Genomic DNA, 7,560 nt, shown 5'->3' with positions numbered 1-7,560 from the left:
GGGCCGCAACTGATGGGAAATGTCAGCGGATAAAACGCGCGGGCCTTGGCCATTTCGGGGGTGAACGACTCGGCCATGCGCGCGACGCGCTCGGTGTCGGCGTCCGGCGAGTTCACCAGGCGCCAGGCGCTGGCGATCACCAGCATGCCGCCGCCGACGCGAACGATGGACAGCGAAATGCCGAAGAAGCTGAGGAGCACGTTGCCGGCCACCATCGCCACGACCAGCATCAGGCACACGTTGATCGCCACGCGCTTGGCCAGGATCATGCGCGTGGACGACGAGGCGCCCTCGGTCAGCGACAGGAAGATGGGCGCGATGGCAGGGGGGTTCAGGAACGGCAGCAGCGTGGCCAGCGCGAAGAAAAAGCTGCCACCGAAAACGCGCAGATAGTCATTTAGCTGCATGAGAGCGAGCATCGCCGGGCCGAAACCCCGGATTGTATGCGTTCCGGGGCGGTCTGGCGATGTGGACTCAGGCGGCGCGCTGCTGGGCGTCGTCGCCGGAAAGCGCGTCCAGGATGTCGCGTTCGAACTGCATCTGGCTGCGGGGGCGCGCCAGCGCGGATCCGTCCACGATGAATACGTCTTCCACACGGTCGCCCAGCGTCATGATTTTGGCCATGAGCAGGTTGATTTCGTGGCGCGCAAAGACGCGCGCCAGGGCGTGCAGCAGCCCGGGCCGGTCGGTCGCCGTGACGGACAGGCGCCACGACGTGCTGCGCTCGTCCGGTTGCAGTTCGGCCTGAGGCATGACCGGAAACACGCGTGACACGCGCGACTGCCGGCCACGACCGTACCAGCCGCCGCGGCCGGGTTGCGCCTGCGCCGCCGCCTGCGGGTCCTTCAGGCGTTCGGCCAGTTCGTGCTCAACCAGGGTGGCCTGCGCGCGCAGGTCGCTCGCGCCCTCGGGCAGCAGGACGATGAAGCTGTCCAGCGCCCAGCCATGGCGGGTCGTGTGGATGCGCGCGTCCTGAATGGACAGCGACTTGGCGTCGAAATAACCGCAAATGGCGACGAACAGGTCGGGCGCGTCGCGCGTGTAGACCATGATCTGCAGGCCTTCGCCCTGTTCGGTGGGGCGCGCCTTGACCACGGCTTTGACCGGCGCGACCTGGTGGTACAGGTGGCGCGTGTGCCAGGCGATGTCGGAAGCGTCATGGCGCAGGAAATACGCCACGTCCAGCTGATTCCAGAACGCTTCCCGCGCGTCGTCGCGCAGGCCGGCCAGCCGGGTCAGCCGTGCCGCTTCTTCCTTGCGCTCGGCCAGGACCGTGTGGGCGTCGGCATGGGCGCCGCCCAGCGCCGCCAGCGTCAGCTTGTACAGGTCTTCCAGCAGCTTGCCCTTCCAGGCGTTCCAGACCTTGGGGCTGGTGCCGCGAATGTCGGCCACCGTCAGCAGATACAGCGCGGTCAGATGGCGCTCGTCCTTGACCGTGGCCGCGAATTCCCGCACGACGTCCGGGTCGGACAGGTCGCGCTTTTGCGCTACTGCCGACATCAGCAGATGCTGACGCACCAGGAACTCGACGAGCTTCGCGTCCTCCGGTTCCATGCCATGTTCCGCCGCGAACTTGCGCACCTCGCGCGCGCCCAGTTCGGAATGGTCGCCGCCGCGGCCCTTGGCAATGTCGTGAAACAGCGCTGCCACGTACAGCAGCCAGTGCCGGTCCAGGCCCGCGATCAGCTGGCTGGCCAGCGGATACTCCTGCGCGTGCTCGGGCATGGTGAAGCGGCGCAGATTACGCACCACCGCCAGCGTGTGCTGGTCCACCGTATAGGCGTGAAAGAGGTCGTGCTGCATCTGGCCGACGATGCGGCGGAACACCGGCAGATAGCGCGGCAGGATGTTCAGCATGGTCATGCGCCGCAGTTCGTGCACGATGCCGCGCGGCTGCTGCAGGATCTGCAGGAACAGCTTGCGGTTGACCGGGTTGCGGCGGAACTGCGCGTCGATGCGATGGCGCGAATGCCAGATCGCGCGCAGCGTGCGGGCCGACATGCCGGTCAGCTCGGGGTGCTGCTGCATCACCAGGAATGCGCGCAGCAGCAGGGTGGGATTGCGCTCGAAACCGTCGTCCCGAATGATGTCCAGGCGGTCGCGCAGATTGCGGAAATCGTCGTCGATGTCCCGCGCGTCGCTGTCCGGGCGCGGGAACAGCCGCTCTTCGATGTTCTGCACCAGGATGCCATTCAACTGGGTCACCAGCCGCGCCGCCCAGTAGTAGCGCTGCATCAGCAGTTCGCTGCCGCGCCGGGTGGCGGTGGCGTGAATGCCGTAGACCTCGGCCAGGGCTGGCTGCAGATCGAACAGCACCCGGTCTTCGCGCCGGTTGGCCAGCAGGTGCAGTTCGATGCGCAGGCGCTTGAAGGCCTGCTCGGCCTTGCGCAGATCGCGCGCCTCGGACGAGGTCAGCAGCCCCGCCTGCGCCACCGAGCGCCAGTTGTTGCCAAAGCCGGCAGCGCGCGCCATCCACAGAATGACCTGCAGATCGCGCAAGCCGCCAGGCGATTCCTTGCAATTGGGCTCCAGCGCGTACGGCGTGTCGTGGTAGCGCGCGTGGCGCTGCTGCATTTCGACGCGCTTGGCCAGAAAGAACGCCTGCGGATCCAGCCGGGACTTGGTCGCGGCGTCGAACTTGCGCATCAGCACGCGGCTGCCGGCCAGCCAGCGGGATTCCAGCAGCGCGGTCTCCACGGTGATGTCCGCGTCCGCCTCGCGCTCGCAATCCTCGATGGTGCGTACGCTGTGGCCGGGCTCCAGGCCCAGATCCCACAGCGACGCCACCAGCTTTTCGATCGCGGATTCTTCGTCGGGCGTCGGCGCGTGCGGCAGCAGGATCAGCAGGTCGACGTCGGAATGGGGGTAGAGCTCGCCCCGGCCATAACCGCCAACGGCGGCCAGCGTGGCGCCGATGGGAAGCGGGCAATGCTTGACCAGATCCCGCAGCGCGGCGTCCACGATGCGGCGCAGTTCGGTCAGCAGGATGTCCGGCCGTTCGTGTTCCCGGAACTGGGCCACCGCGGCCCGCCGGGATTCCTGGATGCGTTCGCGCAGCTGGGTAAGGATTTCGGCGGTCATGGGTGGCTGCGGGTGTTCAGACGGCGGGGATGACGATGGGTTCGGTGATGAACGCGGGCGGCTGGGGCATGCCGGGCGAGAGGGTCAGGACCTCGTAGCCCGTTTCCGTTACGCAGACGGCGTGTTCCCATTGCGCGGACAGGCTGTGGTCGCGGGTGACGACCGTCCAGCCGTCGGCCAGTTGCCGGATCTCGCGGCGTCCGGCATTGATCATGGGCTCGATGGTGAACAGCATGCCGGTGACCAGCTTCACGCCCGTGCCGGGCTTGCCGTAGTGCAGCACCTGCGGGTCTTCATGGAAACGCTCGCCGATGCCGTGGCCGCAGAATTCGCGCACCACCGAGAAGCCGTTCGATTCGGCATGCTTCTGGATCGCGTTGCCGATGTCGCCCAGCGTGGCGCCGTTCTTGACCTGCTGGATGCCTTTCCACATGCACTCGAAGGTGATGTCGGACAGGCGCCGGGACAGGATGGACTGTTCGCCCACCGCGTACATCCGGCTCGTGTCGCCGAACCAGCCATCCTTGATGATCGTGACATCGATGTTCAATGAGTCCCCGTTTTTCAGCACCTTGTCGCCGGGGATGCCGTGGCACACCTGGTGATTGACCGAGGTACAGATGGCGCCGGGGAAGGGCGGGTAGCCCGGGGGCGCGTAGCCGACCGTGGCGGACTTGACCTTCAGTTCGTCGGTCAGATATTCCAGGCACAGGCGGTCGAGTTCGCCCGTGGTGACGCCCGGCTTGACGTGCGGCGTGATGAAATCGAGAACTTTGGCGGCGTCCTGGCAGGCGGCGCGCATCTTGGCCAGGTCGGCCGGATTGGTGATTGTGCCCATGGAATGCTTGCGACGAGTCGCTTGAATGTCTGCTTGAAAGAATAGTAGAATTATAGGCTTCCCTAAAAATTTGGGGAGCAATCGGGTTACCGGCAAGAAGAGTCAGGACAAGAACATCCGTCAGGGTGGAACATCCTGGCTCCCAGCCAAACCCGGCGGGTGCTGGCCTTTGGGTCCAGAGCACAGGTCTAGAGCAGAGGTTCTAGTGCACACCCGGCAGGAAATCTGGTTTCGCGCGGTTCTTTCTTGAGATCTCGCGGCAAGCCCTGAAGTTTCACCGCAAGCGAAGGTTGTGGAGCGAATTCGGGCAGGCTGCTGGTGTCGGGGAAAAGTGGGCGAAAAACGGAAATCCGGCTGGATGCGCTTGGGGCAGGAAGCTTGGGGCATGGGGCTTGGGGCATGAAAGCTAACGCTGGCTGGGCGCGGTGTGCTTGCAAGCCCGGAAGTGTTTTCGAGCGGCGATGCAGGTTCGGTATGGGCGCTGAATTAAGTTCTTGGAATTATGCTGAAAAGCGTGTGCTGAAAAGCGCATCCTGAAAAGGATCCTTAAGAACTGCCACAGCGGCCTGATGCGCGGGCTGGCCTTGCGGCCAGGTTTGCGAAGAACTGGATTTCGCCGCCAACAAAACAATTCCGGGTGCGTCTCGAAGAAACTTCCAGGAACCTTCCTGGAGTGTCGGACAGGCGCAATGCAAGTTTCTTGTCGTGTGGCGGCCGTCTGGGTTTATCGCGGCAGCGTAGTAGAAGTCGTAAAAGGCGAGCCGCTTCAAGCAACGCGCCTGGAGCGTCGTAGTTATTGCGGCAGTGATCGGCCGGCCCGGTTAAAATCTTTGTCATCCCGCGTTTTTGCGGGAAATCGCGCGCAACACCACCCAGGGTGTCAGCAGGATGCTGATGCAGGTGCGGCGCAAGAAACCAACCCTTGGAGAATTAAATGTCTTTGATGCGCGAAATGCTGGAAGCGGGTGTCCACTTTGGTCACCAGACCCGTTACTGGAACCCCAAGATGTCGCAGTACATCTTCGGCCACCGCAACAAGATTCACATCATCAACCTCGAAAAGACGGTTGATAAGTACCAGGAAGCCACCAAGTTCGTGAAGCAGCTGGCTGCTCGCGGTGGCAACATCCTGTTCGTCGGCACGAAGCGCGCTGCTCGCGAGCTGGTCGCCGCCGAAGCTTCCCGTTGCGGCATGCCCTTCGTCGACGCCCGCTGGCTCGGCGGCATGCTGACCAACTTCAAGACGGTCAAGACCTCGGTCAAGCGCCTGAAGGACATGGAAGCCGTTGTCGCCGAAGGCGGCGCCGAGCGCATGATCAAGAAGGAAGGCCTGCTGTTCCAACGCGAACTGGACAAGCTGAACAAGTCGATCGGCGGCATCAAGGACATGAACGGTCTGCCCGATGCCATGTTCGTGATCGACGTCGGCTACCACAAGATCGCCATCGCCGAAGCCAAGACGCTGGGCATCCCCGTGGTCGCCGTGGTTGACACCAACCACTCGCCCGAAGGCATCGACTACGTCATCCCCGGTAACGACGACTCGGCCAAGGCCATCGCGCTGTACGCCAAGGGCATCGCCGACGCCGTCCTGGAAGGCCGCGAGCAAAACCTGAACGGTCTGGTCGAAGAACTGGGCGAAGGTCAGGAAGAGTTCGTCGAAGTGCAAGACAACCAGGCCTAAGCCGGTTGTCATGTCCGGCGGGTAAGGTCTGGAAGCGGCGCCAAAAGTGGCCCGTTTCCGCCCCGCCGGCGCTGCGAAGCTGGGCTCCCATCTTCCAGGCCCGCCACGTGCGGGCGTCCCATCGAATCAAATCACAGCCCCGGCCCGCCGGGGCGTGTCTTAGCAAAATTTGGAGCAAACATGGCTGAAATTACCGCTGCCCTGGTCAAGGAACTGCGCGAAAAGACTGACGCGCCCATGATGGAATGCAAGAAGGCCCTGACGGAAGCCGAGGGTGACCTGGCCCGCGCCGAGGAAATCCTGCGCGTCAAGCTGGGCAACAAGGCCAGCAAGGCTGCTGCCCGCGTCACCGCCGAAGGCCTGATCGGTCTGTTCATCTCCGCCGACGCCAAGAAGGGCGCCGTCATCGAAATCAACTGCGAAACCGACTTCGTCGCCAAGAACGACGACTTCGTCGGCTTCGTGAACAAGCTGGCCGAACTGGTCGCCACGCAGAACCCGGCCGACGTCGCCGCTCTGTCGGCGCTGCCGTACGGTGAAGGCACCGTCGAAACCACCCGCACCGCCCTGATCGGCAAGATCGGCGAAAACATCTCGATCCGCCGCTTCGAGCGCATCGAGACCGCCAACTCGCTGGCCAGCTACGTGCACGGCGGCAAGATCGGCGTGTTGGTCGAATACACCGGCGCCGAAGAAGTGGGCAAGGACCTGGCGATGCACATCGCCGCCACCAAGCCCAAGGCCCTGAACGCCGACGGCGTGAACCCGGCCGACATCGCCGCCGAGCGCTCGGTTGCCGAGCAGAAGGCTGCCGAATCCGGCAAGCCGGCCGACATCGTCGCCAAGATGGTCGAAGGCTCGGTCGTGAAGTTCCTGAAGGAAGTCACGCTGCTGTCGCAGCCGTTCGTCAAGAGCGACAAGCACACGGTCGAACAGCACCTGAAGGAAAAGGGCGCGTCGATCAGCAAGTTCGTGCTGTTCGTCGTCGGCGAAGGTATCGAGAAGAAGACCAGCGACTTTGCCGCTGAGGTTGCCGCCGCCGCCGCTGGCGCCGCCTGACCTCTAGGTAGTGCTTAAAGGCCGGCGCTAGATTAAATTCTAGTCCGGCCTTTTTCGCCGCATGGGCCCCCAAAGGCAGACGCCTCAGGGGCGCCCAACCCGCCTGGCGGGGCGGCGCTGGGGGTCAACCCCATTCTTGTCTTACACTTTCGTCGGATTGTTCTTCGGGATATCACCTATGAGCAGCAGGGCATACAAACGGGTTCTTCTCAAACTTTCCGGCGAGGCGCTGATGGGCGACGATGCTTTCGGCATCAATCGCGCCACCATCGTCCGTATGACCGATGAGATCGCTGAAGTCGCCGCCACGGGCGTCGAACTGGCCATCGTCATCGGCGGAGGCAACATCTTCCGTGGCGTCGCCCCGGGTGCGCAGGGCATGGACCGCGCCACCGCCGACTACATGGGCATGATGGCCACCATCATGAACGCGCTTGCGCTGCAGGACGCGCTCAAGCACAAGGGTATCGACACCCGGGTACAATCCGCGCTGAATATCGATCAGGTCGTCGAGCCCTACATCCGGCCGAAGGCCTTGCGCTACCTCGAAGAGGGCAAGGTCGTGATCTTCGCCGCGGGCACCGGCAACCCCTTCTTCACCACCGATACGGCTGCGGCATTGCGCGGCGCCGAGATCGGCGCGGAGATCGTGCTGAAGGCCACCAAGGTGGACGGCATCTACAGCGCGGATCCCAACAAGGATCCCACCGCAACGCGCTACGCGCGCATCAGCTTCGACGAGGCGATCGTCCGCCGTCTGGAAGTGATGGACGCCACCGCCTTCGCGCTGTGCCGCGACCAGAAACTGCCGATCAAGGTGTTTTCGATCAATAAGTCCGGCGCGCTCAAGCGAGTCGTGAGCGGCGAGGACGAAGGCACGTTGGTACACGTTTAAAAG

General features: G+C 63.8%; 6 protein-coding genes. 3 read left to right on the top strand and 3 right to left on the bottom strand.

Features of this window, described 5'->3' with window-relative positions:
• The 3 genes from RT697_RS19115 to map form a co-directional block, all read right to left on the bottom strand.
• On the bottom strand, positions 1-407 hold a 407-nt coding region (locus tag RT697_RS19115; protein WP_313701025.1), incomplete at its 3' end, for a MarC family protein.
• Between the two features lie 67 nt (positions 408-474).
• Positions 475-3,081, bottom strand: coding sequence for a [protein-PII] uridylyltransferase (locus RT697_RS19110; protein ID WP_313701023.1), 2,607 nt, complete (start codon positions 3,079-3,081; stop codon positions 475-477).
• Positions 3,082-3,097: 16 nt separating this feature from the next.
• Positions 3,098-3,919, bottom strand: coding sequence for a type I methionyl aminopeptidase (map, locus tag RT697_RS19105; RefSeq protein WP_175121933.1), 822 nt, complete (start codon positions 3,917-3,919; stop codon positions 3,098-3,100).
• A 934-nt stretch (positions 3,920-4,853) separates the two neighbouring features.
• On the opposite strand from map, the gene rpsB reads away from it, so the two are divergent.
• The 3 genes from rpsB (at position 4,854) to pyrH (ending at position 7,557) form a co-directional block, all read left to right on the top strand.
• Entirely contained in the window at positions 4,854-5,603 is a 750-nt protein-coding gene (gene rpsB / locus RT697_RS19100) for a 30S ribosomal protein S2 (protein WP_313701021.1), read from the top strand.
• Positions 5,604-5,783: 180 nt separating this feature from the next.
• Complete coding sequence (tsf, locus tag RT697_RS19095; protein WP_092582300.1) at positions 5,784-6,662, top strand: translation elongation factor Ts; 879 nt, start codon at positions 5,784-5,786, stop codon at positions 6,660-6,662.
• A gap of 178 nt (positions 6,663-6,840) precedes the next feature.
• Positions 6,841-7,557, top strand: a complete 717-nt coding sequence (gene pyrH / locus RT697_RS19090) for a UMP kinase (RefSeq protein ID WP_006223440.1) — start codon at positions 6,841-6,843, stop codon at positions 7,555-7,557.
• The last annotated feature ends 3 nt before the right edge of the window (positions 7,558-7,560 follow it).

It is taken from the genome of Achromobacter sp. (assembly GCF_032113835.1).
Lineage (GTDB): Bacteria > Pseudomonadota > Gammaproteobacteria > Burkholderiales > Burkholderiaceae_B > Achromobacter.
Note: the sequence above shows the minus strand (reverse complement) of the source record. Positions and strands in the feature narration are given on the sequence as shown.